At 72.4% G+C, this 26,070-nt stretch carries 24 protein-coding genes and 2 pseudogenes; 15 read left to right on the top strand and 11 right to left on the bottom strand.

Features of this window, described 5'->3' with window-relative positions; all coding sequences use genetic code 11:
• Nucleotides 1–141 precede the first annotated feature (141 nt).
• From SZN_RS21780 to SZN_RS21735, 10 genes are all read left to right on the top strand, one after another.
• Nucleotides 142–810 (top strand): GntR family transcriptional regulator, encoded by a 669-nt coding sequence (locus tag SZN_RS21780; RefSeq protein WP_007498621.1) that lies wholly within the window; start codon nt 142–144, stop codon nt 808–810.
• On the top strand, nt 807–1,715 hold the full coding sequence (locus tag SZN_RS21775; protein WP_007498619.1) for a dihydrodipicolinate synthase family protein: 909 nt from the start codon (nt 807–809) through the stop codon (nt 1,713–1,715). Before SZN_RS21780 ends, SZN_RS21775 begins: the two co-directional genes overlap by 4 nt.
• Entirely contained in the window at nt 1,712–3,442 is a 1,731-nt protein-coding gene (araD, locus tag SZN_RS21770; RefSeq protein WP_043732284.1) for an L-arabinonate dehydratase, read from the top strand. The genes SZN_RS21775 and araD overlap by 4 nt, the downstream gene beginning before the upstream one ends.
• A 156-nt stretch (nt 3,443–3,598) precedes the next feature.
• Nucleotides 3,599–4,534: a carbohydrate ABC transporter permease gene (locus SZN_RS21765; protein ID WP_007498616.1), complete on the top strand. Its 936-nt coding sequence runs from the start codon at nt 3,599–3,601 to the stop codon at nt 4,532–4,534.
• Complete coding sequence (locus SZN_RS21760) at nt 4,531–5,427, top strand: carbohydrate ABC transporter permease (protein ID WP_007498614.1); 897 nt, start codon at nt 4,531–4,533, stop codon at nt 5,425–5,427. The genes SZN_RS21765 and SZN_RS21760 overlap by 4 nt, the downstream gene beginning before the upstream one ends.
• Nucleotides 5,424–6,599 carry a Gfo/Idh/MocA family protein gene (locus tag SZN_RS21755; protein ID WP_043732281.1) on the top strand — a complete coding sequence of 392 codons (1,176 nt, stop codon included), beginning with the start codon at nt 5,424–5,426 and terminating at the stop codon, nt 6,597–6,599. Before SZN_RS21760 ends, SZN_RS21755 begins: the two co-directional genes overlap by 4 nt.
• Nucleotides 6,596–7,441 (top strand): DUF6807 domain-containing protein, encoded by an 846-nt coding sequence (locus SZN_RS21750; protein ID WP_007498609.1) that lies wholly within the window; start codon nt 6,596–6,598, stop codon nt 7,439–7,441. Before SZN_RS21755 ends, SZN_RS21750 begins: the two co-directional genes overlap by 4 nt.
• A complete protein-coding gene (locus SZN_RS21745) occupies nt 7,438–8,949 on the top strand; it encodes a glycoside hydrolase family 43 protein (RefSeq protein ID WP_007498607.1) in 1,512 nt (503 codons plus the stop codon). Before SZN_RS21750 ends, SZN_RS21745 begins: the two co-directional genes overlap by 4 nt.
• A 117-nt stretch (nt 8,950–9,066) precedes the next feature.
• A complete protein-coding gene (locus SZN_RS21740) occupies nt 9,067–10,428 on the top strand; it encodes an ABC transporter substrate-binding protein (protein WP_007498605.1) in 1,362 nt (453 codons plus the stop codon).
• Nucleotides 10,429–10,540: 112 nt separating this feature from the next.
• Nucleotides 10,541–11,851, top strand: coding sequence for a pectate lyase family protein (locus tag SZN_RS21735; protein ID WP_007498603.1), 1,311 nt, complete (start codon nt 10,541–10,543; stop codon nt 11,849–11,851).
• Nucleotides 11,852–12,081: 230 nt separating this feature from the next.
• Here the strand turns inward: SZN_RS21735 and SZN_RS21730 are convergent, their stop codons facing one another.
• The 3 genes from SZN_RS21730 to SZN_RS21720 form a co-directional block, all read right to left on the bottom strand.
• Nucleotides 12,082–13,527, bottom strand: a complete 1,446-nt coding sequence (locus tag SZN_RS21730) for a penicillin-binding transpeptidase domain-containing protein (protein ID WP_007498600.1) — start codon at nt 13,525–13,527, stop codon at nt 12,082–12,084.
• An 81-nt stretch (nt 13,528–13,608) separates the two neighbouring features.
• Nucleotides 13,609–14,079, bottom strand: coding sequence for a GNAT family N-acetyltransferase (locus SZN_RS21725; RefSeq protein WP_007498598.1), 471 nt, complete (start codon nt 14,077–14,079; stop codon nt 13,609–13,611).
• Between the two features lie 28 nt (nt 14,080–14,107).
• Entirely contained in the window at nt 14,108–14,881 is a 774-nt protein-coding gene (locus SZN_RS21720; RefSeq protein WP_007498596.1) for an IclR family transcriptional regulator, read from the bottom strand.
• 133 nt (nt 14,882–15,014) lie between these two features.
• Between SZN_RS21720 and SZN_RS21715 the strand changes: the two genes are divergently transcribed.
• Complete coding sequence (locus SZN_RS21715) at nt 15,015–16,544, top strand: aldehyde dehydrogenase (NADP(+)) (protein WP_078508804.1); 1,530 nt, start codon at nt 15,015–15,017, stop codon at nt 16,542–16,544.
• Between the two features lie 6 nt (nt 16,545–16,550).
• Here the strand turns inward: SZN_RS21715 and SZN_RS21710 are convergent, their stop codons facing one another.
• Complete coding sequence (locus tag SZN_RS21710; RefSeq protein ID WP_007498593.1) at nt 16,551–17,213, bottom strand: response regulator transcription factor; 663 nt, start codon at nt 17,211–17,213, stop codon at nt 16,551–16,553.
• Between the two features lie 92 nt (nt 17,214–17,305).
• A complete protein-coding gene (locus tag SZN_RS21705) occupies nt 17,306–19,021 on the bottom strand; it encodes a sensor histidine kinase (RefSeq protein ID WP_007498592.1) in 1,716 nt (571 codons plus the stop codon).
• Nucleotides 19,022–19,232: 211 nt separating this feature from the next.
• Between SZN_RS21705 and SZN_RS21700 the strand changes: the two genes are divergently transcribed.
• From SZN_RS21700 to SZN_RS21685, 4 genes and pseudogenes are all read left to right on the top strand, one after another.
• Nucleotides 19,233–19,829: an LURP-one-related family protein gene (locus tag SZN_RS21700; RefSeq protein WP_007498591.1), complete on the top strand. Its 597-nt coding sequence runs from the start codon at nt 19,233–19,235 to the stop codon at nt 19,827–19,829.
• 57 nt (nt 19,830–19,886) lie between these two features.
• Nucleotides 19,887–20,498, top strand: a complete 612-nt coding sequence (locus tag SZN_RS21695) for a DUF1349 domain-containing protein (RefSeq protein ID WP_007498590.1) — start codon at nt 19,887–19,889, stop codon at nt 20,496–20,498.
• Between the two features lie 142 nt (nt 20,499–20,640).
• Nucleotides 20,641–21,357 carry a DsbA family oxidoreductase gene (locus tag SZN_RS21690; RefSeq protein ID WP_007498589.1) on the top strand — a complete coding sequence of 239 codons (717 nt, stop codon included), beginning with the start codon at nt 20,641–20,643 and terminating at the stop codon, nt 21,355–21,357.
• 104 nt (nt 21,358–21,461) lie between these two features.
• Nucleotides 21,462–21,590, top strand: a pseudogene (locus tag SZN_RS21685) (aminotransferase class V-fold PLP-dependent enzyme); the annotation flags it as partial.
• A gap of 183 nt (nt 21,591–21,773) precedes the next feature.
• Here the strand turns inward: SZN_RS21685 and thpD are convergent.
• The 6 genes and pseudogenes from thpD to SZN_RS21655 form a co-directional block, all read right to left on the bottom strand.
• A complete protein-coding gene (gene thpD / locus SZN_RS21680) occupies nt 21,774–22,670 on the bottom strand; it encodes an ectoine hydroxylase (protein WP_007498585.1) in 897 nt (298 codons plus the stop codon).
• Nucleotides 22,671–22,676: 6 nt separating this feature from the next.
• On the bottom strand, nt 22,677–23,081 hold the full coding sequence (locus SZN_RS21675; protein ID WP_007498584.1) for an ectoine synthase: 405 nt from the start codon (nt 23,079–23,081) through the stop codon (nt 22,677–22,679).
• A 47-nt stretch (nt 23,082–23,128) separates the two neighbouring features.
• A complete protein-coding gene (gene ectB, locus SZN_RS21670) occupies nt 23,129–24,400 on the bottom strand; it encodes a diaminobutyrate--2-oxoglutarate transaminase (protein ID WP_007498583.1) in 1,272 nt (423 codons plus the stop codon).
• Between the two features lie 31 nt (nt 24,401–24,431).
• The gene (gene ectA, locus SZN_RS21665) at nt 24,432–24,938 is read right to left on the bottom strand and encodes a diaminobutyrate acetyltransferase (protein ID WP_043732278.1); all 507 of its coding nucleotides are present in this window, start codon (nt 24,936–24,938) and stop codon (nt 24,432–24,434) included.
• A 305-nt stretch (nt 24,939–25,243) separates the two neighbouring features.
• Nucleotides 25,244–25,777: a DinB family protein gene (locus tag SZN_RS21660; protein WP_007498581.1), complete on the bottom strand. Its 534-nt coding sequence runs from the start codon at nt 25,775–25,777 to the stop codon at nt 25,244–25,246.
• Between the two features lie 55 nt (nt 25,778–25,832).
• Nucleotides 25,833–26,070 (bottom strand): annotated as a pseudogene (locus tag SZN_RS21655) (alanine--glyoxylate aminotransferase family protein); the annotation flags it as partial.

The following is a 26,070-nucleotide window of genomic DNA, read 5'->3' as shown; positions in this document are numbered from 1 at the left end:
CAGAGTTTCTCTGTCGGAAGCATTGACGAAACACGCGCCCCCTCCTACTTTCATCGCGTCGTACTTCGTACGTCATATATGAGACGCGATATGCGAGATCCCCTACGCGAGACCCTTCTCGCGAAGATCCGAGAGGCGCGCATGACCTCTGTGCCCACCCCGATCCCCTCCCGCACGCAGTTCGTGCTCCAGGAGATCAAACGCCGCATTCTGACCGGACGGCTGACGCCCGGTCAGGCCCTCGTCGAGACCGAACTCGCCGCGCAGTTCGGGGTGTCCAAGACCCCGGTGCGCGAGGCGCTCAAGACGCTGGCCGGAACCGGGCTGGTCGTGATGAGCCAGTACAAGGGCGTCACGGTGCGCATGGTGGACGCGGACATGGCGCGCGAGGTGTACGACGTGCGGCTGCTGCTGGAGCCCGAGGCGCTCAGACGGGCCGTACGGCGCGGCGCCTCCCTGGACGCCGCCCGCGACGCGCTGACCCGCGCCGACGAAGCCGGTGACACCGCCGAACGGTCCCTGGCCAACCGGGAGTTCCACCGCGCGCTCTACCTCCCGTGCGGCAACCCGCTGCTCGGCCGGATGCTCGACGAGGTCCGCGACCAGGCCGCCCTGGTCTCCGCCGTCGCCTGGGCGGCCTCCCCCTCCTGGCAGCAGGAGGCGGGCGAGCACCGGGAGATCCTGCGGCTCGCGCTCGCCGGGGACGCCGACGGCGCCGCGCGCGCCCTGCACACCCACATCGGCTCGTTCGTCGAGCGTGCCTTCCCGGGCACGGTGGCCTCGGCGCAGGGAGAGGACGCACTCGCATGACCACCACGTTCGAGATCCAGCGCGCGGCCCTGGCCGACGTGGTGGCCATCCCCGTCACCCCCTTCGCCGAGGACGGCACGGTCGACCAGGACACCCACCGCGCGCTGCTGCGCCGCCTGCTCGACGCGGGTGTCACCACGCTCACACCGAACGGCAACACCGGCGAGTTCTACGCCCTCAGCCCCGAGGAGCGCCGCCTGGTCACCGAGGCCACCGTCGCCGAGGCCGGCGACCGCGCGGTCGTCCTCGTCGGCGTCGGCCACGACGTGCCCACCGCCGTCGCCTCCGCGCGCCACGCCCGCGACCTCGGCGCGCAGATGGTGATGGTCCACCAGCCCGTCCACCCCTACGTCTCGCAGAGCGGCTGGGTCGACTACCACCGCGACATCGCCGCGGCCGTCCCCGAGCTGGGGGTCGTCCCCTACATCCGCAACCCCCAGCTCCCCGGCGCGCGGCTGGCCGAACTCGCCGACGCCTGCCCCAACGTGATCGGCGTGAAGTACGCCGTCCCGGACGCCGCCCGGTTCGCCGCGTTCGCCCGCGACGCGGGACTGGAGCGGTTCGTCTGGGTCGCCGGGCTCGCCGAGCCGTACGCCCCCTCGTACTTCTCCGCGGGCGCCACCGGCTTCACCTCCGGACTGGTCAACGTCGCCCCCGCGGTCTCCCTGAACATGATCGAGGCCCTGCGCTCGGGGGACTACCCGGCCGCCATGAAGGTCTGGTCGCAGATCCGACGGTTCGAGGAACTGCGCGCGGCCGACGGGTCCGCCGACAACGTCACGGTCGTCAAGGAGGCCCTCGCCTCCCTCGGCCTGTGCCGCCGCGAGGTGCGCCCGCCGAGCCGCCACCTCGGCGAGGCCGAGCGCGCCGAGGTCGCCTCCATAGCCGCGGGGTGGTCGCTGTGACCGAGCGCAGGCGCCCCGAACAACTCCGCAGCCACCAGTGGTACGGCACCGACGGACTGCGTTCCTTCAGCCACCGGGCCCGCACCCGCCAGCTCGGCTATCTCCCCGAGGAGCACCTCGGCAAGCCGGTCATCGCGATCCTGAACACCTGGTCCGACATCAACCCGTGCCACGTGCACCTCAGGGACCGCGCGCAGGCCGTGAAGCGCGGCGTGTGGCAGGCCGGCGGGTTCCCGCTGGAGTTCCCGGTCTCCACGCTCTCCGAGACCTTCCAGAAGCCGACCCCGATGCTCTACCGCAACCTGCTCGCGATGGAGACCGAGGAACTGCTGCGGTCCTACCCGGTGGACGGCGCCGTGCTCATGGGCGGCTGCGACAAGTCCACCCCCGCGCTCCTGATGGGGGCCGCCTCCGCCGACCTCCCGGCGGTCTTCGTGCCCGCCGGCCCCATGCTCCCCGGCCACTGGCGGGGCGAGGTCCTCGGCTCCGGCACCGACATGTGGAAGTACTGGGACGACAAGCGCGCCGGTCTCATCGGGGACTGCGAGATGGGCGAGCTGGAGAGCGGCCTCGCCCGCTCGCCCGGCCACTGCATGACCATGGGCACGGCGTCCACGCTGACCGCCGCCGCGGAGGCCCTCGGGGTGACCGTGCCGGGCGCCTCCAGCATCCCGGCCGTCGACTCCGGGCACGACCGGATGGCCGCCAAGGCCGGCATGACGGCCGTCGAACTGGTCCACCGCGACCGGCGGCTGAGCGAGATCCTCACCCGTGCGGCGTTCGAGGACGCCGTCACGACCGTCCTCGGCCTCGGCGGCTCCACCAACGCCGTCATCCACCTCATCGCCATGGCCGGACGCGCCGGCGTACGCCTCACCCTCGACGACTTCGACCGCATCGCGCGCACCGTGCCGGTGCTGGCCAACGTCCGGCCCGGCGGACAGACGTACCTCATGGAGGACTTCCACTTCGCCGGCGGACTGCCCGGGTTCCTCTCACGCATCCCGGACCTGCTCCACCTGGACCGGCCCACGGTGTCCCACGACACCCTGCGCGAGCAGATCGCGGGCGCCCGCGTCCACGACGACGACGTCATCCGCACCCGGGACAACCCGGTCGCGTCCGAGGGCGGGGTCGCCGTGCTGCGCGGCAACCTCTGCCCGGACGGCGCCGTCATCAAGCACATCGCCGCCGAACCGCGGCTGCTCAAGCACACCGGACCCGCGGTCGTCTTCGACGACTACCGCACCATGCAGCGCACCATCGACGACCCCGCGCTGGACATCACCGCCGACAGCGTGCTGGTGCTGCGCAACGCCGGGCCCAAGGGCGGTCCCGGGATGCCGGAGTACGGCATGCTGCCGATCCCGGACCACCTGCTGAAACAGGGGGTGCGGGACATGGTCCGGATCTCCGACGCGCGGATGAGCGGCACGAGTTACGGCGCCTGCGTGCTCCACGTGGCGCCCGAGTCCTACGTCGGCGGGCCGCTGGCCCTCGTCCGCACCGGCGACACGATCACCCTGGACGTCGAGGCGCGCGTCCTGCGCCTCGACGTGGACGACGCGGAGCTGGAGCGCCGCCGCGCCGCGTGGACGCCGCCGCCCAAGCGCCACGAGCGGGGCTACGCCGCGCTCCACGACGCACAGATCACCCAGGCCGACACCGGCTGCGACTTCGAGTTCCTGGCCCGGCCGGGCACCTCGCCCGATCCCTACGCGGGCTGACGGCGGGCCCCGCACCCCACGGGGCCCCGCACGGCCCGCCCGACCACGACCGGTACGCCCACCGCAGGACCACGGGCGTCCGACACCCGTGGAGAAAGCGCTTCCTGCACCACGTACGCACACCGCACGCACCACGCACGAGAACGGAGAACAGTCATGGCCCAAGCCGCAGCCGTGGCGAAACCGCCCGAGCCACCCCGGCGGCGCCGCACCTCCGCCACCCCGCGCAGGCTCCCGTATCTGCTGATCGGCCCGGCCGTCCTGCTCATGCTGGGCTTCATCGCCTACCCGGTCGTCAGCGTCTTCTACTACAGCCTGCAGAACTACAACCCCACCAAACCGTGGCGGAACGGCTTCGCGGGCTTCGACAACTTCGTCCGTGCCTTCACCGAGGACGCCCTGTTCTGGGACACCCTGGTCTTCAGCGCCAAGTGGGTCGTCGTGGAGGTCGGGCTCCAGCTGCTGCTCGGCCTCGCGCTCGCGCTGATCGTCAACCAGACGTTCGCCGGCCGCGGCCTCGGCCGGGCCCTCGTCTTCTCCCCGTGGGCCGTCTCCGGCGTCCTGACCTCGGTGATCTGGGTGCTGCTCTACAACTCCCAGACGGGCATCACCCGTTACCTCGCCGACGTCGGCATCGGCTCCTACGGCACCAGCTGGCTGTCGGACACCTCCACCGTCTTCTCGGCCGCCGTGCTCGCCGAACTCTGGCGCGGGGTGCCCTTCTTCGCCATCCTCATCCTCGCCGACCTCCAGTCCGCCTCCAAGGACCTGTACGAGGCGGCCGAGGTCGACGGCGCGGGCCGGCTCCAGCAGTTCTGGCACATCACCCTGCCCCATCTGAAGGACGCCATCGTCCTGTCCACGCTGCTGCGCGGGGTGTGGGAGTTCAACAACGTCGACCTGCTCTACACCCTGACCGGCGGCGGCCCCGCGGGAGCGACCACCACCCTGCCGCTGTACATCGCCAAGACCAGCATCGACGCGCGCAACTTCGGCTACGCGTCCGCGCTGACCACGGTCGCGTTCGTGATTCTGCTCTTCTGCTCGATCGTCTATCTGCGGCTGAGCAAGTTCGGAGGTGAGGACAAGTGAGCGTGAAGGAAGCCGTCAAGACCGCGCCCGTCCCGGCGCCGGCCGCCCCCGAGCCGCCGCGCCCCGGCCGCCGGCACCGCGCCTGGGACGAGGTCCCGCGCTGGCAGATCTACCTGCCGCTCTCCGTCTACCTCCTCTTCACCCTGATCCCCTTCTACTGGATCCTGCTGTTCTCGCTGCGCCCGGCCGGCTCGACCTCCCTCGTGCCGTGGCCGATGACCTTCGACCACTTCGAGAAGGTCTGGACCGACCGCAGTTTCGCCACCTACTTCCAGAACAGCGTCCTCGTCGGCCTCGCCACCCTGGTGACCACGACCCTCGTCGCCCTGGCCGGCGGCTACGCCCTCGCGCGCTTCGACTTCAAGATCAAGCGGGCGTTCATGCTCGCCCTGCTGTGCTCGCAGTTCGTCCCGGGCGCCCTGCTGCTGGTCCCGCTGTTCGAGATCTTCGCCGAGCTCAAGATGATCAACTCGCTGGCCAGCGTCGTCATCGCCGAGACCGTCTTCCAGCTGCCGCTGTCGATGATCCTGATCAGCAACTTCATCAAGAACGTGCCGTACTCCCTGGAGGAGGCGGCCTGGGTGGACGGCTGCAACCGGCTGACGGCCTTCAGGGTCGTCGTCCTGCCGCTGCTGCGGCCCGGCCTGATCGCCGTGGGCTCCTTCGCCTTCGTCGGCTCCTGGAACCACTTCCTGTTCGCCCTGATGTTCCTCAACAACCAGGAGAAGCAGACCATCCCGGTCGGCCTCAACACCCTGATGGGCGCGGACAGCGTCGACCTCGGGGCGCTCGCCGCGGGCGGCATCATCGCGGCCGTGCCCGTCGTGATCGTCTTCGCCTTCATCCAGAAGTGGCTGGTCACGGGCTTCAGCGCGGGCGCGGTGAAGGGATGACGGGGCGCCCGGCGGACTCCGCCCCACCCGTGGTCCTCGCCGGCGCCCGCGGCCACGGCCGCTGGCACCTCGCCAACCTCGAAAGGCTCCAGCGGCAGGGCGTCGTACGGCTGGCGGGGATCTGCGAACTGACCCCGCTGAGCGCGCGGGAGATCCCCGAAGGGCTGGGGGAGCCGGCGCAGTCCGCCGACTTCGGGGCCCTCCTGGACGCCACCGGCGCGCGCGTCGCGGTGATCTGCACCCCGATCCCCACCCACACCGCCCTGGCGCTCACGGCCGCCCGCAAGGGCGTGCACCTGCTGCTGGAGAAGCCGCCCGCGCCCTCCTACGCCGAGTTCCGGCGCATGGCCGACGGCGTCGCCGAGGCCGGGGTCGCCTGCCAGATCGGCTTCCAGTCGCTCGGCTCGCACGCCCTGCCCGCGATCCGCGCCCTGGTCGAGGAGCGGGCGGTCGGCGAGATCACCGGGATCGGCGCCGCCGGGGCCTGGGCCCGGGACGAGGCGTACTACCGCAGGGCGCCCTGGTCGGGCCGGCGCCGGCTCGACGGCGCCGACGTCGTCGACGGGGTGCTCACCAACCCCCTCGCGCACGCCGTCGCCACCGCCCTCGCCCTCGGCGGCGCCCCCCGCGCCGAGGACGTCACCGGCATCGAGACCGAACTGCTGCGCGCCAACGACATCGAGTCCGACGACACCTCGTGCGTCCGCGTCACCACCGCGGCCGGACCCCGCGTCGTCGTCGGGGCCACCCTGTGCGCCGAGGAGCCCGGCGAACCCTACGTCGTCGTGCACGGCACGCACGGCCGGATCACCTTCTGGTACAAGCAGGACCGCGTCCTGCTCCAGCGCGCGGGCCACGGCCCCGAGGAGTTCACGTACGGCCGCACGGACCTGCTGGAGAACCTCGTCCGGCATCTCACCGACGGCACCCCCCTGCTGGCCGCGCCCGAGGACACCGGCGCCTTCATGCGCGTCGTCGAGGCGATCCGGCTCGCCCCCGACCCGGCCCCGCTGCCGGACGGGGCCTGGCGGCTGCTCCCCGGCGAGCGGCGCCGCGTCGTCCCCGGCGTCGAGGCCCTGGTCGCGGCCGCCGCCGACACCCTCGCCCTCTACTCCGAGCTGCGCGCGCCCTGGGCGGGCGCGGCCCGCACGAAGGAGGTGAGCAGCCGATGACCGACCACGACACCCCGGTGCTGCGTGTCGCGGGCCGCCCGGTCGGCCGCTACGTCACCCGGCCCGACCTGCCGGCCCGGCTCTCCCCGCGCCCCCATCTGCACCCCGTCACCACCCTGGCCGGCACCGCCGTCACCGAGGCCGGACCCGCCGACCACGCACACCACCTCGGCGCCGGTGTCGCCGTCCCCGACGTCGAGGGGGCCAACTTCTGGGGCGGACGCACCTTCGTCCGCGACCGGGGACCGGTCGAACTCGACAACCACGGCGTCCAGACGCACACGACCCTGCGGCCGTGCGAGCCGGGCGGGTTCGCCGGGGAGCTGCGCTGGACGGCCCAGGGCGCCGAGCTGCTGCACGAGCACCGCACGGTCACCGCCACCGAACTCACCGCGTCCGCCTGGGCGCTCGACCTCACCTTCGCCCTGACCAACGTCACCTCCCGCCCGCTGTCCCTCGGCAGCCCCGCCACCAACGGGCGTCCGGGCGCGGCCTACGGCGGGTTCTTCTGGCGGGCCCCCATGGCGCAGACCCCGCCGGAGGTGTTCACCGCCGACCGCGAGGGCGAGGCGGAGATCCACGGCACCCGCGCCCCCTGGGTGGCGCTCGCTGGCTCCGACTGGACCCTGGTCTTCGCCGGAGCCACCGAACGCACCCGCCACGACCCGTGGTTCGTGCGCGCCGCCGGCTACCCCGGCGTCGGCTCCTCGCTGGCCGGCACCGAGCGGCTGCCCGTACCGCCGGGAGAGACGGTGCACCGCCGGGTCGTCACCGTCGTCGCCGACGGCCGCGTCGGCCGGCCCGAAGCGGCGGCGCTGGTCCGCAAGGCGGTGAGCGGGTGAGCACCGCGACGCACTACACCAACCCCGTGCTGAACGCGGACTGGTCCGACCCCGACGTCCTGCGCGTCGGCGACGACTACTACCTCACCGCCTCCAGCTTCGGCCGCGCCCCGGGCCTGCCCCTGCTGCACTCCCGCGACCTGGTGAACTGGACCCTGGTCGGCCACGCCGTCGAACGGCTCGAACCCGAGGCGGAGTTCGCCGACCCCCGGCACGACTGCGGGATCTGGGCCCCCGCCCTGCGCCACCACGACGACCGGTTCTGGATCTTCTGGGGCGACCCCGACCGGGGCATCCTCCAGGTCAACGCGCCGGGTGTCCGCGGTCCTTGGACCCGGCCCCACCTGGTGAAGGCGGGCAAGGGGCTGATCGACCCCTGCCCGCTGTGGGACGAGGAGACGGGCGACGCCTACCTCGTGCACGCGTGGGCGAAGTCGCGCTCCGGCGTCAAGAACCGCCTCACCGGCCACCGGATGCACCCCGACGGCACCGAACTCCTCGACGAGGGCGAGGTGATCGTCGACGCGGACCGCATCCCGGGCTGGTTCACCCTCGAAGGGCCCAAGCTCTACCGGCACGACGGCTGGTTCTGGATTCTGGCGCCCGCCGGGGGAGTGGCGACCGGCTGGCAGGGCGCCCTGCGCTCCCGCGCGTTCTCCGGCCCCTACGAGGAGCGGATCGTCCTCGAACAGAAGGGCACCGACGTCAACGGCCCGCACCAGGGCGGCTGGGTGCGCACCCCCTCCGGTGAGGACTGGTTCCTGCACTTCCAGCAGCGCGGCGCCTACGGCAGGGTCGTGCACCTCCAGCCGATGCGCTGGGGCGGCGACGGCTGGCCGGTGATCGGGGACGAGGGCGCCCCCGTCGCCGCGCACCGCAGGCCGGACCTGCCCGCGCAGCCGCCCGCCGCGCCCGCCACCGGCGACGACTTCCCCGGCGGACGCTTCGGCCGGCAGTGGTCGTGGACGGCCAACCCCCGCGACGGCTGGGCCACCCAGCACTCCGGCGACGGGCTGCGCCTGGCCTGTGTCCGCTCCGCCGAGGCGCACGACCTGCGCCGGCTGCCGAGCGTGCTGACCCAGCGGCTGCCGGGCACCCCGAGCGCGGTGGAGGTCGAACTGCGCCTCGACAGTACCGAACCGGGCGCACGGGCCGGTCTCGCGGTGCTCGGGGACGCGTACTGCTGGATCGGCCTGGAGCGGGACGCCGACGGCTCCGCGCGGGTCGTGCACCGGTTCGCGGAGGCCGGGGCCGACCGGGAGCGGGACGCGGGCCGGGCGCGGCCCGCGCCGCTCGGGCGGGTCCTGCTGCGCGTCGAGATCGACGCGGGGGCGCGCTGCCGCTTCTTCCACGACACCGGCGACGGACCGCGTCCCTCGGGACCGGTGTTCGCCGCCACGCCGTGGCGCTGGGTGGGCTCGCTCCTCGGACTGTTCGGCCTCGCGAACGCGGGCCAGGGACACGCCGGCGCGGCGACGTTCACGCGGTTCCGGGTCGGCTCCCTGTGATCCGGCCCGTACGCACCACGGGGAGGTCCGGCGCCCGCAGCCGGCGGTCCTCCTCGCCGATGACCGACCCCCCACAGCTTCGATTCCCCGTCTGATCCAGAAGAAGAGAGCCGGCCAATGAAGACCAGCAAGCGCAGGACCAGCACGGGCGCGCGCCGCACCACGGCCGCCGTCGCCCTGGGAGCCGTACTCGCCCTGACCGTCACCGCCTGCGGCGACGACGGCAGCGGCGGGAGCGGCGACGCGGGCGCCGAGGGCAGCGGCAAGGGAAAGATCGTGTTCTGGGACAACAACGGAGGTGTGCGCACCGAGATCTGGAAGCAGATCATCGCCGACTTCGAGAAGGCGAACCCGGACATCGACGTCGAGTACGTCGGCATCCCGTCCACCGACTACCAGTCGAAGGTGGACACGGCCATCCAGGGCGGCGGCCTGCCGGACGTCGGCGGGGTCAACGCGGCGATGCTCGCGGGCTTCGCGGCGCAGAACGCGCTGGACCCCGTGGACGGCCGGCTCGCGAAGTCGTCCCTGAGCGGCAAGATGAACAAGGACATGATCACCTCGCTGCGGGCCGCGGGCGGCGGTGACGGCAAGCTGTACTCGGTGCCGACCTCCGCGAACAACGGCGTCCTGTACTACCGCACCGACCTGTTCAAGAAGGCGGGCCTGGACGCTCCGACCACCTGGGACAAGTTCTACGCGGCCGCGGACAAGCTCACCGACACCCGCAAGAACGCGTTCGGCTACACCATCCGGGGCGGCACCGGCTCCATCGCCCAGGCCCTGGACGCGATGTACGGGCAGTCCGGGATCACCTCGTTCTGGGACGCGGGCGGGAAGAAGACCACCGTCAACGACCCCCGCAACGTGGCCGCGCTGAAGAAGTACGCCGGCCTGTTCAAGAGGGTCACCCCGGCGGCCGACCTGAACAACGACTTCACCAAGATGGTCGCCCAGTGGGACTCCGGCACGATCGGGATGCTGAACCACAACCTGGGCTCCTACCAGGACCACGTGAAGGCGCTGGGCACGGAGAAGTTCCGGGGCATCCCGCAGCCGACGCTGCCCGACGGCAAGCGGGTGCAGGTCTCCAACCCCACCGACGGGCTGGGCCTGTTCAAGACCTCCAAGAACAAGGAGGCCGCCTGGAAGTTCATCGAGTTCGCCTCGTCGCGTGAGCAGAACTCGAGGTTCAACAAGACGGCGGGGCAGGTGCCGTCGAACAACGACGCGGCGAAGGACGCCTGGATCGCCGAGGCCGAGCCGACGAAGCTGGCCGCGGCGGCGCTGACCGACGGATCGACGACGATCGTGCAGCTGCCGTACTACCTGCCCGACTGGAACACCATCTCCAAGGCCGACAACGAGCCGAACTTCCAGAAGGTGCTCAACGGCGACCTGAGCGCCAAGGCTTTCCTGGACACGATGGCCGGTCAGCTCAACACGGCCCAGGCCGATTGGACCACCCGCAACGGCTGAGCGTCCGGGCGGTTTCCGTGCGCGGCCGGCCGCGGAACGACGGCGGCCGGCCGCGCGGTTCCCGGCGTCCCGAGGGGGCGCCGCACTGCGACCCATGGAAGAGAGCCGCACCATGAACAGACTGAACTGGCATGTGCGCGTCATCAGAAGGGCGGTCGTGCTCCTCGGCTGCGCCGCGCTGACGGCCGGCCTGACCACGGGCGGGGCGCAGGCCGGCGGCCGCGACCCCGGGCGCGAGGTCCTGCCCGCGGGCGACGGCTGGGCCTCGCAGGGCGAGGGCACGACCGGCGGGTCCGCCGCCGACGCCGCCCACGTCTTCACCGTGACCACCTGGGAGCAGTTCCGCCAGGCCCTGGCCGACGGCGACGGCGCCCCCCGGATCATCCGGGTCAAGGGCATGATCGACGCCGTCTCCGAGGGCTGCGACGCCTTCGCGGCCCAGGGCTACGACCTCGGGCGCTACCTCGCCGACTACGACCCGGCGGTGTGGGGCAACGACACCCCCGTCAGCGGCGAGCAGGAGGATCTGCGCGCCGCGTCCGCCGCCGCCCAGGACCGGGCCATCAAGGCGTACGTCCCCGCCGACACCACCATCATCGGCGTCGGCCGCGGCTCCGGCATCCTCGGCGGCAGCCTCCAGATCAAGGACGTCGACAACGTCATCCTGCGCAACCTGACCATCGAGGCACCCCTCGACTGCTTCCCGCAGTGGGACCCGACCGACGACTCCGGGACCGGCGCCTGGAACTCCGAGTACGACGGCGTGGTCGTCTACGGCTCCACCCATGTGTGGGTCGACCGCAACACCCTCACCGACGGGCGCTACCCGGACAGTTCGCTGCCCTCGTACTTCGGCAAGGTCTACCAGCAGCACGACGGCCTCCTCGACGTCGTGCGCGGCGCCGACTACGTGACCGTGTCCTGGAACTCCTTCAGGAACCACGACAAGACCATGCTCATCGGCAACAGCGACGGGGCGGGCGCCACCGACAGCGGAAAGCTCAGGGTGACCCTGCACCACAACCGCTTCGAGGGCATCGTCGAGCGGGCGCCGCGCGTGCGCTTCGGCCAGGTCGACGCCTACAACAACCACTACGTCGTCACCGCGGGGCAGAAGTTCGGCTACGTCTTCGGCATCGGCGCCTCCTCGCGGCTGTACGCCACGGACAACGCCCTGTCCCTCGCGCCCGGTGTGAGCGTGGGCAAGGTGCTGAAGAAGTGGAGCGAGGCACCGCTGACCGCGGAGAACAACTACGTCAACGGCCGGCGGGTCGACCTCGTGGCCGTCCACAACGCCGAGATCCCGGAGGAGACCCTGAGCACCGGCGCGGGATGGCGGCCCGTCCTGCGGACCGAGGTCGACCACCCGAGGGCGGTCCCCGGCATCGTCGACCGCGGGGCGGGCGCCGGGCGCCTGCGCTGAACCGCGCCCGCCGTCACGGGCCGGGCGGCCGCGAGGCCACCGGCCCGTGACGGCGGGTACCCGGAACGACCGCGGGGCCGGCCGTGCCGCCGGACTCCCGGCGGACCGCCGACCGGCCGCCCCCCCCCCCCGGGCCCCGGCCTGAACGGCGTCGACCGGTCCTTCAGGATCTCGGCACGCGGGTCCGGTCTCGCCCGGGAGACCCGCCGGCGGCACCAGCGCGGACCGCCTCAGCCCTTGAGCGCGGCCCGCATGACCGCCTTGGCGACCGGCGCGGCCAGTCCGTTGCCGCTGACCTCGGAGCGGGCCGCGTCCGACTGCTCGACGACCACCGCCACGGCGACCTGCCTGCCGTCGGCCTTCCCGTAGGAGGTGAACCAGGCGTACGGCGTCTTGCTGTTGTTCTCGCCGTGCTGGGCCGTGCCCGTCTTGCCGCCCACGGTCGCACCCGGGATCCGCGCGTTGGTGCCGGTGCCCTTCTCGACGACCGTCCGCATCGCCGACCGGAGCTGCCCGGCGGTGTCCGCGTCCATGACCTCCTCGCCGGCGGCGCTCTCGTCGTAGTTCTCCAGCACCGTCCCGCTGCCGTCGGTGATCTGCGAGACCATGTGCGGGGAGACCAGCTTGCCGCCGTTGGCTATGGCCGCCGACACCATGGCCATCTGGAGCGGTGTCGCCGTCACATCGAACTGCCCGATGCCGGACAGTGCCGTCTGCGCCCCGTCCATGCCCTTCGGGTACACGCTCGTGTAGGCGCGCACCGGCACGTCCTGCTTGTCGTCGTTGAAGCCGAACCGCTCCGCCATCGCCCGGACCTTGTCCTGGCCGAGGCCGACGGCCAGGCTCGCGAAGACGTTGTTGCACGAGTACTGCAGGGCCACCCGGATCGAGGCGTTCTCGCAGGGGGCGCCGGGGTTCTCGTTGGTGAGCTCGTCGGTCGACTGCGGCAGCGGGTACGGGTCGGGGCTGTCCGTCCTCACGTCCACGGACGAGTACAGCCCGTCCTCCAGCGCGGCCGCCGCCACGACCAGCTTGAACGTGGAGCCCGGCGGCAGCGGCTGGCGCAGCGCCCGGTTCGTCATCGGCTTGTCGGGGTTCTTCGTCAGCTGCTTCCAGGCGTCCGCGTCCCCGGTGGCGAGCCGCGACGGGTCGTAGGACGGGGTGGAGACGGCCGCCAGGATCCGCCCGGTGGCGGGATCCAGCGCGACGGCGGCGCCCTTGTTGTCGCCGAGCGCGTCGTAGGCCGCCTTCTGCACGGCCGGGTCGATGGTCGTGATCACGTTGCCCGGGTCGGAGCGCTTGTTGGTGACCGTGTCCAGCACGCCCTGCAGACGGGTGTCCGTGCCGTCGAGCAGGTCCTGGTAGACCCCTTCCAGCTGGGTGGCGCCGAACGCCTGCGAGCTGTAGCCGGTCACGGCCGCGTACAGCGGGCCGTCCGTGTACGTCCGCCGGTACGCCAGGTCGCCGCGCTTCGTGGGCGCCGAGCCGGTGACCGACGTGCCGCCCACGACGATGTCGCCGAGCGGCCGGCTGTACAGCGCGATCGTGTTCCGCCGGTTGTTCTTGTCGTCCGCGAGCGCCTGGCCCTCGTAGAACTGCACCCAGGTCGCCCTCACCAGCAGGGCCAGCACCAGCAGCAGTGCGAAGACGGACGCTCTCCTGATCGTCTTGTTCATCCCACGGACAAGGACGACCGGGGTGGGGCGATCGTTCCCCCGCGTCCCGGTTTCTCATCGGGTGTTCACGGAGCGGGCGGCTCAGTCCTTCAGCGCGAGCACCAGTTCGTCGATCTCCTCGCCCCGCGCGTGGGCGAACCCCCGGGCCCGTGCCCGCACCTCGAAGCCGCACTTGGCCAGCACCCGCAGCGAGCCCTCGTTGTCGGCCGCGGCCCGCGCGTACAGCGGGCGCTCGGGGACCTCCGCGAGCAGCCCGCGCAGCGCGGCCGTGGCCACCCCGCGGCCCCAGTACGCGCGGTCGACCCAGTAGGTCACCTCCCGCTCGCCCGGCTCGCCGTACACGGCCGCGCTGCCCACCACGTCACCGTCGGCCAGGATCGTGCGCTGCACGTCCGCCGAGGCGCGGATCCGCGCCCAGTGCGCGTCGAAGGCCGCCCGGTCGGCCGGGTCCCGGTGGGTGAAGGCGGCCATGCGCAGCGCCTCGGGGTCGTTCATCTGCCGGTAGAAGACGGGCAGATCGCTGTCGTGCACCTCGCGCAGCTCCACATCCATGACGGCAGAGCCTACGAGATTGATGGCGTCAGAGCCTGCGGGTCGCCAGGGTCAGCCGGTCCCGCGCGTCGAACAGCGCGTCCTTCACCATCTGCTCGTGCGCCGGCGTCAGCCGCGCCACCGGCACCGAGCAGCTGATCGCGTCCCTGGCCGGTGTGCGGTACGGGATCGCCACGCCGAAGCAGCGCAGGCCCAGGGTGTTCTCCTCGCGGTCGACGGCGAAGCCCTGCTCCCGGACCTGCTGGAGCTCCTCGATGAGCTTCTCGCGGTCGGTGAGGGTGTTCTCGGTGAGCGCGGGCAGCGTCTCCGGGAGCATCTTGCGGACCTGCTCGTCGCCGTAGGTGCTCAGCAGCGCCTTGCCGAGCGAGGTCGAGTGCGCGGGCAGCCGCCGCCCGACCCGGGTGAAGGGGCGCAGGTAGTGCTGGGACTGGCGGGTGGCGAGGTAGACGACGTTCGTGCCGTCGAGGCGGGCCAGGTGGATGGTCTCGGTGGTGTCGTCCGAGAGCCGGTCCAGGGTCGGGCGGGCCGCCGCGACCACCTCGTCGCCGTCGATGTAGGACGTGCCCACCAGCAGCGCGCGCACCCCGATGCCGTAGCGCGTGCCGGTGGCGTCCGTCTCCACCCAGCCCAGCTCGACCAGGGTGCGCAGCAGCATGTAGAGGCTGGACTTGGGATAGCCGACGGCCTCCTGGACCGCGGCGAGGGAGTGCATGCCGGGGCGTCCGGCGAAGTATTCGAGCAGTTCAACCGTCCGCACCGCGGACTTGACCTGCGCCCCGCCGCCCGTCTCGCCAGCCGACATCGCCCTTGACCCCTTCGTTCGACGGGAAATAGTCTCCAACAGCATATTCATCATCAGAGACAGCGTTCAGCATATCGAACAACCCTGGTGGTGAACCCGATACGGCGGCAAGACATGTGTGGAGGAACCCGCGGTGGCAGCAGCACCAGTCTGGAGTGTCGACCCCCGAACCGGGAAGCAGCGTGAGCAGGTTGCGGTGGAGGCCACAGCCCGGGAGGTGGACACCGCCGTCCGCGCCGCGCACGCGGCGCGCGGCGCCCTCGCCGACCGCACGGTGCGCTCGGCCTTCCTGCGCACGGCCGCCGACCGGCTCCAGGCCGCCCGCGACCAGCTCGTCGAGGCGGCCGACGCCGAGACCGCGCTCGGCCCGGTCCGCCTCACCGGGGAACTCGCCCGCACCTGCTACCAGCTGAGGGCCTTCGCGGACATCGTCGACGAGGGCGCCTTCCTCGACGTCGTCGTCAACCACCCCGACGACACCGCGACCCCGCCGGTCCCCGACCTGCGCCGCTACAAGGTGCCGCTGGGCGTCGTCGCCGTCTACTCGGCCTCCAACTTCCCCTTCGCCTTCTCCGTCGCCGGCGGCGACACCGCGAGCGCGCTCGCCGCGGGCTGCCCCGTCGTCGTCAAGTCCCACCCCGACCACCCCGCCCTCTCGGAGCTGGTGGCCAAGGTGCTGCGCACGGCCGCCGCCGAGCACGGCGTCCCGGACGGCGCGGTCGGCCTGGTGCACGGCTTCGAGGCCGGCATCGAGCTGATCCGGCACCCGCTGGTGGCCGCGGCCGGGTTCACCGGCTCGGTGCGCGGCGGACGGGCCCTGTTCGACGCGGCGGCCGCCCGCCCGGTCCCGATCCCCTTCCACGGCGAGCTGGGCTCGCTGAACCCGGTCGTGGTCACCGAGGCCGCCGCCGCCGAGCGGGCCGAGGCCATCGGCACCGGGCTCGCCGGCTCGATGACGCTGGGCGTCGGACAGTTCTGCGTGAAGCCCGGTCTGGTGCTGGTGCCCTCCGGTGCCGCCGGCGACGGCCTGGTCAAGTCGCTCACGGACGCCGTCAGCGACACCGACGCCGGGGTCCTCCTCGACCACCGCATGCGCGACAACTTCCTCGCGGGGATCGCCGAGCGCACCGAACTGCCCGACGTGCACTCCCCGGTGACACCGGGCGCGGGCGGCGAGCACACCGTCAGCGCCGGGTTCCTCACGGTCGACGCCGGGAAGCTCACCGGCGAGGGCGCCCACGACCTGCTCCTGGAGGAGTGCTTCGGCCCGGTGACCGTGGTCGCCCGCTACGGCGACGACGACGAGGCCCGCGCGGTGCTCGCCCGGCTCCCCGGCAACCTCACCGCCACCGTCCACCTCTCCGAGGCGGAGGCCGCGGGCGAGGGGCGCGGTGCGGAGATCCTCGCCGAGCTGACCCCGCTCGCCGGACGCGTCCTGGTCAACGGCTGGCCGACCGGTGTCGCGGTCGCACCGGCCCAGCACCACGGCGGCCCCTACCCGGCGACCACCTCGACCTCCACCTCGGTCGGCGGCACGGCGATCGAACGCTGGCTGAGGCCGGTCGCCTACCAGGGCGCGCCCGCCGCGCTGCTCCCCGCGGAGCTGCGGGACGACAACCCGCTCGGCCTGCCCCGCCGCTTCAACGGCCGGCTGGAGCGCTGAGCCCGGTCAGCCACGGTCCGCCTCCAGGCCCGCGTCCCGGGCCAGGAGCGCGGCCTGGACCCGGTTCTCGCAGTCCAGCTTGGTCAGGATGCGGCTGACGTACGTCTTCACGGTGGCCTCGCTCATGTGCAGCCGTCCGCCCGCGTCCGCGTTGGACAGGCCCTCGCCCAGCAGCGCCAGCACCTCCCGCTCCCGGCCGGTCAGCCCGGCCAGCCGGCGGCGGGCCCGCTCGCCGCGCGCGGTGGCCGCGGGGGAGGCGAGGGAGTCCACGACGTGCCGGGTGGCGGCGGGGGAGAGATAGGCGTCGCCGGCCGCCGCCGCCCGGACGGCGTGGATCAGCTCCTGGGGCGCGGAGTCCTTCAGCAGGAACCCGGCGCCACCGTGGCCGAGGGCCCGCAGGACGTTCTCGCGCTCGCCGAACGTCGTCAGGATCAGCACGCGGACCCCCGGCGCCGCCCGGCCCAGCTCGGCCAGCGCGCTCAGCCCGTCCATCACCGGCATCTGGATGTCCAGCAGGGCCACGTCGACCGCGGTGGCGCGCGCGGTCTCCACCGCCTCCCGGCCGTCCCGCGCCTCGGCGACCACGTCGATGTCGTCGGCCGAGGTGAGGATCATCCTGATGCCCGCCCTGATGAGCGGCTCGTCGTCGGCGACGAGGACCCGGATCACGCGGCCTCCTGCGCGGTGTCGGTGTGACGAACGGATGTCGGAGCCCCGTCATCATGCCCGATCCGGTCACCGGCGCGACCGGGTGCCACCGGTCAGAGCCTGTCCTTGAAGCTCTCCTTCGCGACGAGCTTCCCGTCGGCGAAGCAGAACCGGTAGACGACGCTGTCCTCGACGTCCAGGTAGTGGCTGCACCGCGCGCCCTCCGGCAGGGGCGGGCCCTGCTTCTCCTGACCGTCGGTGAGCAGCGAACTGCCCTCGGGCAGCCGGGCCCTGACGTCCTTCTCGGCGTCGCCGACCTTCACGGACCTGTACAGGTCCGGCGATATCGTGCCGCTCGTGAACTCCTTCCACACGGCCGTGACGCCCCAGACGGCGAGGCCGGCGACGCCCACGACCAGGACGACGGCGGTGACGGCGCAGCCCAGTCCGACCTTCTTCTTGCGGCTCATGATGGCGGCGAACTCCCTTTGCTGGTCGGATCGGTCGACTACCGCTCCAGCCTCGTCCGCGGCACCCGGGTCGAACTGCCCCCGAAAGTCGCCGGATTCACCGACCAAGGTCGCGGAGTCCGCGCGGGACGCCGTCTCGCCACCGCCGTAGGGCAGCACACCCGCGAGCCGGAAGCCGCCGTCCGCGGTGCCGCCCGTGTGCACCATGCCGCCCACCAGCCGGGCCCGCTCCCGCAGCCCCGCCAGGCCCTGGCCGCCGCTGACCGCCGCCGCGGCCCCGGCCGGCCCCGGCCCGTTGGCCACCTCCACCACCAGGCTGTCCGGTTCGTAGCGCAGGGACACGGTGATCGGGGCGCCGGGCGCGTGCTTGTGCGCGTTGGTCAGGCCCTCCTGGGCGATGCGGTACGCGGCGTGGTCGGCGGCGGGCGCGAGCGGCCGTACCGTGCCGGAGCGGTGCAGCGCGATCCGCGCGCCCGCGGTCCGCGACGCCTCCACGAGCCCGTCGACGGCCGCCGCGACCCGGGCCGCCGGGACCTCGGCGCCCGCGGGCCCGTCGCCCCGCCCCGCGGGTGCCGGGGCGTCGTCGCGCAGGATGCCCACCGCCTCGCGCAGCTCGCGCATGGCCGAACGGGCGGCCTCCCGCAGGATGCCGACCCCCTCGCGGTGCCGGTCGCCGAGGTCCGGGTCCACCTCCAGCGCGCCGGCGTGCACGGCGATCAGGGCGAGCTGGTGGCCGAGGCTGTCGTGCATGTCCTGGGCGATGCGCTGCCGTTCCAGGAGGCGGGCCTGATGGGCCACCATCGCCTGCTCGCGCACCAGTTGGGCGTTGTGCCGGTGCAGCGCGTCCAGCAGCGCGCGGCGCTGGGCGCGGTAGCGGGAGGCGAGGCCGGGCACCACGGCGAGGGCCACGAACGCGCTCGCCGCCAGCACGGCCGCCGCCAGCGGTGAGAAGGCGACCCCCTCGCCGGACACCAGCCGCACGGAGAAGGCGATGTGCAGGGCGAGCGCGGCGGCGTAGGCGGCCAGCGCACGCCAGGGGCGCGTGATGCGGCTGCCCGCCGACCAGCTCGCGTACATCATCAGCGGTGTCACCCCGGCCAGCGTCCCGGCCAGGGCCGACGCCGCGACCAGCACGGTCGCCGGCAGCGAACGGCGGACCAGGCAGAGGAGCCCCGCGGCCAGCGCCGTCGCGACGGTGCGCGGCCCCAGCCCGGGGGTGCCGTCGAAGGCGCCCGCCGACGCGGCGAGCACGAGGACCAGCAGGCTCTCCCCGACGATCCGCCCCCGTGACCACGGAGAGGCCGCGAGGAGCCGGGAGCCGAGTGCGCGGGCGGTGCGGGATGTCTGAGCTGCGTCCACCCGCCGACCATAGACAGCGGCCCCCCGGCTCCCGCATCCGCCCTTCGGTGCCCGTCGGTACGACGAAAGTGGACACCCGCGGGCCCGGCTCCGTCCCCTTCGGTCGCCGCGGCCGTCGACTTAGGAGGACTGACCCGCGCCCCGGCCGGCCGCGAGGATGGTCCCGCCGCCCGAGGCGGGCGGCGGGACCACGACTGCGGGGAGCGAAACGGTGGACGGTGCGCGGCAGGGGACGAACGAGCGGTTCACGATCCGGCAGAAGATCACGCTCGTGGCCAACCGGTACGTGGTGACCGAGAAGCTGCCCGACGGCTCCGAGGGCCGGGTCCTCGCCTTCGCCGAGCAGAAGCGGATGGCGCTCAAGGAGCAACTGACCTTCTACACCGACGAGTCACGCGACCAGGTCCTGTGCACCGTGCGGGCCGACCAGGTCCTGGACGTCGGCGCCACCTACGAGGTGCGGGACGCCGCGGGCGTCCTCCTCGGCACCTTCCGCAAGCGGTTCGCCGCCTCCCTGCTGCGCTCCACGTGGGAGCTGGACCAGCCGGGGCACGCGACCGCCGTCGGGCGCGAGCGCAACCCGGTGGTGGCCGTGGTGCGGCGGATATGGGACCTGCTGCCGCTCGACCTGGTGCCGTTCGTGTGGCCGTACCACTTCGACTTCACCGCGGACGGGCGGCAGGTGCTGCGGGTGGACAAGAAGATCGGCCTGCGGGACCGCTATGCGGTCGAGGTCGCCTCGCCCGGCCCCGACCGGCGGCTGGCCGTCGCCCAGGCCGTCGCGCTGGACGCGCTCCAGGCCCGCTGACCCGCGCCCACCCCCTCGGGCGGGCGGCGCGGGCCGCGGCCTGGAAGAATCCCCGCCATGGACCTGGTGATCCCCGAACTGCCCTTCCCGCTGCGCACCTACGGCCCCGACGGCCACTGGTCCTACGAGGACGACGGCATCCTCTCCGGATGGGCGGGCCCCCGGCAGGACCGCTTCGTGCCGCCCACCGGCGAGGGACTGGACGCCGCCTCCGACGCGCCCCGGCTGCTGGGCGCGCCCGAGGGCGACTTCCAGCTGATCGTGCGGGTCACCGTCGGCTTCGCCGGCGCCTTCGACGCCGGGGTCCTCTACGTCCACGTCGGCGAACGGGCCTGGGCCAAGCTGTGCCTGGAGTACTCCCCGGACGTGCCCACCGTCTGCACGGTCGTCACCCGGGGCCACTCCGACGACGCGAACTCCTTCACCGTGGACGGCAGTTCGGTGTGGCTGCGGGTGAGCCGCACCGGCCGCGCGTTCGCCTTCCACGCCTCCCGCGACGGCAAGCGCTGGACCTTCGTCCGGCTGTTCACCCTCGGCGACGAGAAGGAGACCGACGCGGCCCTGGTCGGCTTCATGACGCAGTCGCCGCTGGGGGAGGGGTGCGTGGTGACCTACGACCACCTCGCGTTCCGCCCGCACTGGCCGAAGGACCTGCGCGACGGCAGCTGAGCCGCCACGGAACCACACCGCGGTGCCCGCGGCTCCCCGTCCCCGTCGGGCGGGGCGGGCGGGAATGAAGAGGGCTGCTTGAACGTTCATCGACCTGGCGGGGAGGGTCCACGCCGTCATCGAGAGCCGGAGAGTCCCGCACATGCGCGTCGAGATCTGGAGCGACATCGCCTGCCCCTGGTGCTACGTGGGCAAGGCCCGCTTCGAGAAGGCGCTCGCGGCCTTCCCCCACCGCGACCGGGTCGAGGTGGTGCACCGCTCCTTCGAGCTGGACCCCTCCCGCGCCAGGGGCGACGTCCAGCCCGTGATCACCATGCTCACTAAGAAGTACGGCATGAGCGCCGCGCAGGCGCGGGCCGGTGAGGCCGACCTCGGGGCGCAGGCCGCCGCCGAGGGCCTGGAGTACCGCACCGAGGGCCGCGACCACGGCAGCACCTTCGACATGCACCGGCTGCTGCACCTCGCCAAGGAGCACGGCCGCCAGGACGAGCTGATCCAGCTCCTGTACCGGGCGAACTTCGCCGAGGAGCGGTCCGTCTTCACCGAGGGCGAGGAGCGCCTGGTGGAGCTGGCCGTCGCCGCCGGACTCGACGCCGGCGACGCCCGCAGGGTCCTCGCCGACCCCGGCGCCTACGCCGAGGACGTGCGCGCCGACGAGCGCGAGGCCGCCGAACTCGGCGCCACCGGCGTCCCCTTCTTCGTCCTGGACCGCGCCTACGGAGTCTCCGGCGCCCAGCCCGCCGAGGTCTTCGAGCGGGCGCTGACCCAGGCGTGGGGCGAGCGCTCCCCGCTGCGCCCCGTCGACGGCGGCGACGCGCAGGCGTGCGGCCCGGACGGCTGCGCCGTGCCCCAGGGGTGAGCCGGCGCGCGGGCCTCCCGACCCGCGATCCATAAGCGATCCTTGGGGATTCCACGGAAAAACCCCCAATGGACCGAGAGCTCTACAGGGCCCACAGTGGAGCCATGAAGAGCTTCGAGAGCCTCGTCCGCGCCGAGTTCGCCCCGAAGAGCGTCTACCTCAACACCGCGAGCAACGGCCTGCTGCCGGCCCGCACCGTCGCCGCCCTGCACCGGGCCGTGCGGATGCGGGCCGCCTTCCACCTGCACAACACCCCCGAGGACGTCGACCGGCTGCTGAACGCGCTGTCCGGCTGACCCCGGGCGCGTCCGCGGCGTACGGCGTCCCGGCGCGCCTGCGGCGCCCGCCCCCGGGCAGCACCGCGCCCCCGGTGCCCTTCTCGGTCACCGGGGCGCGCGGCGGGGCGCCCGGCAGCGTCACCGCACCGGGGTGAAGTCCCGCGCGCCGATGAACTCCGGGCGCCGGATCGGCGCCGCGAAGGGCTCCACGGCCGTGTTCTCGACGCTGTTGAACACGATGAACACGTTGCTGCGCGGGAACGGCGTGATGTTGTCGCCCGAGCCGTGCATGCAGTTGCAGTCGAACCAGGTCGCCGAACCGGCCCTGCCCGTGAACAGCCTGATGCCGTACGCGGAGGCCATCGTCGTCAGCGCCTCGTCCGAGGGTGTACCGGCGTCCTGCATCTGCAGGGACTTCTTGTAGTTGTCCTTCGGCGTGGCCCCGGCGCACCCGAGGAAGGTCCGGTGCGAACCGGGCATGATCATCAGCCCGCCGTTGGTGTCGTGGTTCTCGGTCAGCGCGATCGACACGGACACCGCCCGCATGTTCGGCAGACCGTCCTCGGCGTGCCAGGTCTCGAAGTCCGAGTGCCAGTAGAAGCCGCTCGCCCCGAACCCGGGCTTGACGTTGATCCGCGACTGGTGGACGTACACGTCCGAGCCGAGGATCTGCCGGGCCCGGCCGACGACCCGCTCGTCGCTCACGAGCCCCGCGAACACCTCGCTGATCCGGTGCACCTCGAAGACGGAGCGGATCTCCTTGGACTGCGGCTCGACGATCGAGCGCTCGTCCTCGCGGATCGCCGGGTCGGCGATCAGCCGCTCCAGCTCCCGGTGGTAGACGGCCACCTCGTCCTCGGTGACGAGCTGGTCGATCGCGAGGAATCCGTCACGTTCGAAGGACTCCAGGCCGCCGCCCGTGATCGGGCCCGGCGTGTCCGGCGCGCCCCACAGGACGGGGTCCTGGCGCGGCGTCGACACCTCGGTGGTGCCGCGGGTGGGGTAGAGATCGGTGACGTTCATGGCGGTCGTCATGGGTCCTCACACCTCCTCGTCCTCGGTGAGCAGCGGGTACACCCCGTTCTCGTCGTGGTCCTCCCGGCCGGTGACGGGCGGGTTGAAGACACAGATGCAGCGGAAGTCCTCCTTCACGCGCAGCGTGTGCCTCTCGTGCCCGTCCAGGAGGTACATGGTCCCGGGCGTGATCACATGAACCTTCCCGGTCTCGTGGTCGGTCAGCTCCGCCTCGCCCTCGACGCAGACCACGGCCTCGATGTGGTTCGCGTACCACATCGACGTCTCCGTGCCCGCGTACAGGATCGTCTCGTGCACGGAGAAGCCGACCTTCTCCTTGGCGAGGATGATGCGCTTGCTCTCCCAGGTGCCCGACGCCGACTTGATGTGGCGCTCGGTTCCCTCGATCTCCTTGAACGAACGGACGATCACGGTGCTGCGATGCCTCCTCGGTGGTGGTGTGCTGTGGTCGCGACCGGTCAGGCGGTCTCGCGGACGGCCCGCGCGAGGACGCTGAGGCCCTCGTCGAGCTCGTCCGGGGTGATGGTCAGGGCGGGGAGGAGTTTGACGACCTCGCTCTCCGGGCCCGACGTCTCGATGAGCAGCCCCAGGTCGAAGGCGCGGCGGGCGATCCGCCCGGCCCGCTCCTTGTCGTGGAACTCCATGCCCCAGACCAGACCCCGGCCGCGGTACTCCTTGACGGCCGGCGGGTTCTCCTCGCAGATCGCGATGAGGCCCTGCTCGACCTGCTCGCCGCGGGCGCGGGTCTGCTTCTCCATCGCGGAGCCGTCCGCCCAGTAGGACTCCAGGGCGGCGGTGGCCGTGACGAAGGCGGGGTTGTTGCCGCGGAAGGTGCCGTTGTGCTCGCCCGGCTCCCAGATGTCCAGCTCGGGCTTGAACAGGCAGAGCGACATGGGCAGTCCGTAGCCGCTGATCGACTTGGACACGGTGACGATGTCCGGCGTGATGCCCGCCTCCTCGAAGGAGAAGAAGGCGCCGGTACGGCCGCAGCCCATCTGGATGTCGTCGACGATGAGCAGCATGTCCTGGCGCTCGCACAGCTCGGCGAGCGCGCGCAGCCACTCGGCGCGCGCCACGTTGATGCCGCCCTCGCCCTGCACGGTCTCCACGATCACGGCGGCGGGCTTGTTCAGGCCCGAGCCCTGGTCCTCCAGCAGCCGCTCGAACCACAGGAAGTCCTCGACGGCACCGTCGAAGTAGTTGTCGAAGGGCATCGGCGTGCCGTGCACCAGCGGGATGCCGGCGCCGGCCCGCTTGAAGGCGTTGCCGGTGACGGCCAGCGAGCCCAGCGACATCCCGTGGAAGGCGTTGGTGAAGGACACGATGGCCTCGCGGCCCTTGACCTTGCGCGCCAGTTTCAGCGCGGACTCCACGGCGTTGGTGCCCGTCGGGCCCGGGAACATGACCTTGTACGGCAGGTCGCGCGGCCGCAGCACCAGGTCCTGGAAGGTCTGCAGGAACGTGCGCTTGGCGCTGGTGGACATGTCGAGCCCGTGCGTGACGCCGTCGCGCTCCAGGTAGTCGATCAGCGCCCGTTTCAGCACGGGGTTGTTGTGGCCGTAGTTCAGTGAGCCGGCGCCCGCGAAGAAGTCCAGGTACTCGTGGCCGTCCTCGTCGTACATGCGGCTGCCGCGCGCCCGGTCGAAGACGGTGGGCCAGCCACGGCAGTAGCTGCGCACCTCGGACTCGAGGGTCTCGAAGACACTGAGGTCGGGCTGGGTGATGGTCACGGCGAATCGCTCCTCGTTGCGTGGGGGGAGGTCAGTGGGAGAGGGGACCGATGCGGTACAGGACTTCCGGGTCGTGCGGTCCGTCGGGGAACAGGCCCGCCGTGAACAGCACCTCCCGCTCCAGTCGCGCCCCGTGCCGTTCGGCGAAGGCGCCGAACAGCCGTTCGGAGGCGGTGTTGCCCGGTGTGATGGTGGTCTCGACACCCGTTATGCCGTACTCACGGCGGACTCGCGCGGCGAGTCCGTCGAGCAGCGCGGCGGCGATCCCACGCCCGCGGTACGCGTCGTCCACGGCCACCTGCCAGACGAGCAGGGTGTGCGGACGCTCCGGCCGGACGTATCCGGTGACGAAGCCGACCGGCTCCCCGCGCGCGTCCCGCGCGACGGCCGATGTGCCGGCGAAGTCCCGGCACCACAGCAGATAGCTGTACGACGAGTTCAGGTCAAGGGCTTCGGAGTCCTTGGCGATACGCCACAGGGCGGCCCCGTCGGCCACCGCCGGACGGTCGATTTGCAGGTCTGCTTGCGCGGCAGTCATGGAAATTGAATTTACCGAGGGAAATTGAAAAATGCATGGCGGGCGCAGGTTACGTATGGCGCCCGCATGTGTTATCGCGCGGGCGGGAAGGATGCCCGAAGCGGGGGTGTTATGCCCGGTTTGATGGGTTAATACCTCTCAAAACGGGCGGAGTGTGGAACGCGTCACATCGGTGTAACTCTCTGGGCACCTGTCGGAATTACGTCGGACGACGTTCGCGAAATCTTTGCGTTTAGCCCCCGGGAAACCGGGCAGAAGAAGAGGGGTGACTGTCCTGGAAAAGAATTATCGGAATTCCCTCTGATTTATGCTCCGGTTGCGCCGTCGAGCCGTTCCCGGAGAATGTCCGCATGGCCGTTGTGCCGGGCGTACTCCTCGATCAGGTGCACCAGCACCCAGCGCAGCGCGACCTCGGCCCCGGCCATGAACCCCTCCGCGACGCGGCCGACGCTCTCCAGCGACAGCCCCGCGCACACCTCCTGCCCCCGCGCGACCTCCCGCCGCCACACCGCGAGGGCGTCGCCGATGCCGCGCCCGGGGTCGAGCCCGTACCCGGTCGCGTTGTCCGGCCCGAACACCGGCGGCACGTCGAGTCCGCCCACCGCCCGCTGGAACCAGGTGCGCTCCACCTCCGCGAGATGCTGCACCAGCCCGAGCAGGGTCAGCTCCGACGGCGCCGCCGAGGCCGTCCGCACCTGCGCGTCGTCCAGCCCCGCGCACTTCAGCTCCAGCGTCGCCCGGTGGAAGGCGAGCCAGCTCTCCAGCACGGCCCGCTCCTCGCCGGTCATGAGGGGGACGGGGCGGCCGTCGGGGAGGGTCTGCGGCACGGGAGGGGTCATGGGGCCACCCTGGCACTTGGGAGCGGCGCGAGGGAGCCGTTCGGCCCTTCCGGGGTCACGACCCGTCCCACACCTCCGCCACGGCCGCGTGCGCCGCCCCGGGGGCGACCGTCCGGCCGGCCTCCGCGAGGGCCGCGCCCAGGGCCGTCAGACAGGCGTCCACGGACTCCCGCCGCGCGTGTGCGCCGTAGTGGTTGACCCGGATCATCTCCCCGGCCGCCGCGCCGCCGCCGGCGGCCAGCGGCAGCGCCGGGTCGGACGCCAGCGCCCGCGCCACCACCTCCGACGCCGCC

The sequence above is a fragment of the Streptomyces zinciresistens K42 genome, assembly GCF_000225525.1.
GTDB classification, from domain to species: domain Bacteria; phylum Actinomycetota; class Actinomycetes; order Streptomycetales; family Streptomycetaceae; genus Streptomyces; species Streptomyces zinciresistens.
The sequence above is the reverse complement of the archived record's forward strand: the minus strand, read 5'-3'. Positions and strand labels throughout refer to the sequence as shown.

Bases quoted from the DNA above. Each gene is read 5' to 3' on its own strand.
- SZN_RS21780 (WP_007498621.1), top strand. From the start codon at position 142: ATGACCTCTGTGCCCACCCCGATCCCCTCCCGCACGCAGTTCGTGCTC.
- SZN_RS21775 (WP_007498619.1), top strand. From the start codon at position 807: ATGACCACCACGTTCGAGATCCAGCGCGCGGCCCTGGCCGACGTGGTG.
- SZN_RS21765 (WP_007498616.1), top strand. From the start codon at position 3,599: ATGGCCCAAGCCGCAGCCGTGGCGAAACCGCCCGAGCCACCCCGGCGG.
- SZN_RS21755 (WP_043732281.1), top strand. From the start codon at position 5,424: ATGACGGGGCGCCCGGCGGACTCCGCCCCACCCGTGGTCCTCGCCGGC.
- SZN_RS21750 (WP_007498609.1), top strand. From the start codon at position 6,596: ATGACCGACCACGACACCCCGGTGCTGCGTGTCGCGGGCCGCCCGGTC.
- SZN_RS21740 (WP_007498605.1), top strand. From the start codon at position 9,067: ATGAAGACCAGCAAGCGCAGGACCAGCACGGGCGCGCGCCGCACCACG.
- SZN_RS21735 (WP_007498603.1), top strand. From the start codon at position 10,541: ATGAACAGACTGAACTGGCATGTGCGCGTCATCAGAAGGGCGGTCGTG.
- SZN_RS21730 (WP_007498600.1), bottom strand. From the start codon at position 13,527: ATGAACAAGACGATCAGGAGAGCGTCCGTCTTCGCACTGCTGCTGGTG.
- SZN_RS21725 (WP_007498598.1), bottom strand. From the start codon at position 14,079: ATGGATGTGGAGCTGCGCGAGGTGCACGACAGCGATCTGCCCGTCTTC.
- SZN_RS21720 (WP_007498596.1), bottom strand. From the start codon at position 14,881: ATGTCGGCTGGCGAGACGGGCGGCGGGGCGCAGGTCAAGTCCGCGGTG.
- SZN_RS21695 (WP_007498590.1), top strand. From the start codon at position 19,887: ATGGACCTGGTGATCCCCGAACTGCCCTTCCCGCTGCGCACCTACGGC.
- SZN_RS21690 (WP_007498589.1), top strand. From the start codon at position 20,641: ATGCGCGTCGAGATCTGGAGCGACATCGCCTGCCCCTGGTGCTACGTG.
- thpD (WP_007498585.1), bottom strand. From the start codon at position 22,670: ATGACGACCGCCATGAACGTCACCGATCTCTACCCCACCCGCGGCACC.
- ectA (WP_043732278.1), bottom strand. From the start codon at position 24,938: ATGACTGCCGCGCAAGCAGACCTGCAAATCGACCGTCCGGCGGTGGCC.
- SZN_RS21660 (WP_007498581.1), bottom strand. From the start codon at position 25,777: ATGACCCCTCCCGTGCCGCAGACCCTCCCCGACGGCCGCCCCGTCCCC.